Below are 775 nucleotides of genomic sequence, written 5' to 3'. Positions count from 1 at the left end.
TGATGAATGATAGAAACCGCGATCCAAGTGCAACGCTTACCGTCATTGATACGAATGCGTACAGCGCTGATGAAGTGAAGCAACGTCTTATCAACGAAAACATCGATTTTGTTGTCGGCCCGCTGCAAAAAGAAAATGTCGAACTATTGCAAACAACAATGGATGGCTCAGCAAACAGTCCAGCCATTCCAGCACTGGCGCTGAATATTCCTGAAGATGTTCAGCCAGGTACCGACATTTGCTACCTAGCGTTGTCACCAGAGCAAGAAGTGGCTCAAGCTGCAAAATACTTGTTTAGCGAAGGCTATAACTTCCCGCTGATCCTAGCGCCAAAAGGCAGCTACGGTGAGCGTGTTGTGCAAGCTTTCAATGAAGAATGGAGCAAGTACAGCTCAAACAAAGTCGCAACAAGCTACTTTGGTGATAAGCGCCAGCTACAAAAAGACATTAACGACGTCTTTGGATTACAAGAGAGCAAACAGCGTATCGCACAGATGCAATCGCTCATGCGCATTAAGTTGGAAACACAGCCACGCAGTCGTCGTGATGTGGACGCAGTTTACATTGTCGCTCGTAGCTCTGAACTAACACTTATCAAACCATTCATTGAGGTCGCAATTAACCCAGATGCGAAGCCACCAAAATTGTTCTCGAACTCTCGTAGCAACAGCGGTGGTGCGACGTACGAAGACTTAACAGGCATTATCTACAGTGACATTCCGCTGTTAGTAAACCCAGACCCAATCGTGACCGCTGAAATGAATGAGCTATGGGC

1 protein-coding gene is annotated in these 775 nt (G+C 46.7%); it reads left to right on the top strand.

Annotation, left to right across the window (positions count from 1 at the left end):
- On the top strand, nt 1-775 hold a 775-nt coding region (locus R8O11_RS26920), incomplete at both ends, for a penicillin-binding protein activator (RefSeq protein WP_318194836.1).

It is taken from the genome of Vibrio sp. 1288 (genome assembly GCF_033344475.1).
This window is presented reverse-complemented; position numbering and strand designations above follow the sequence as displayed.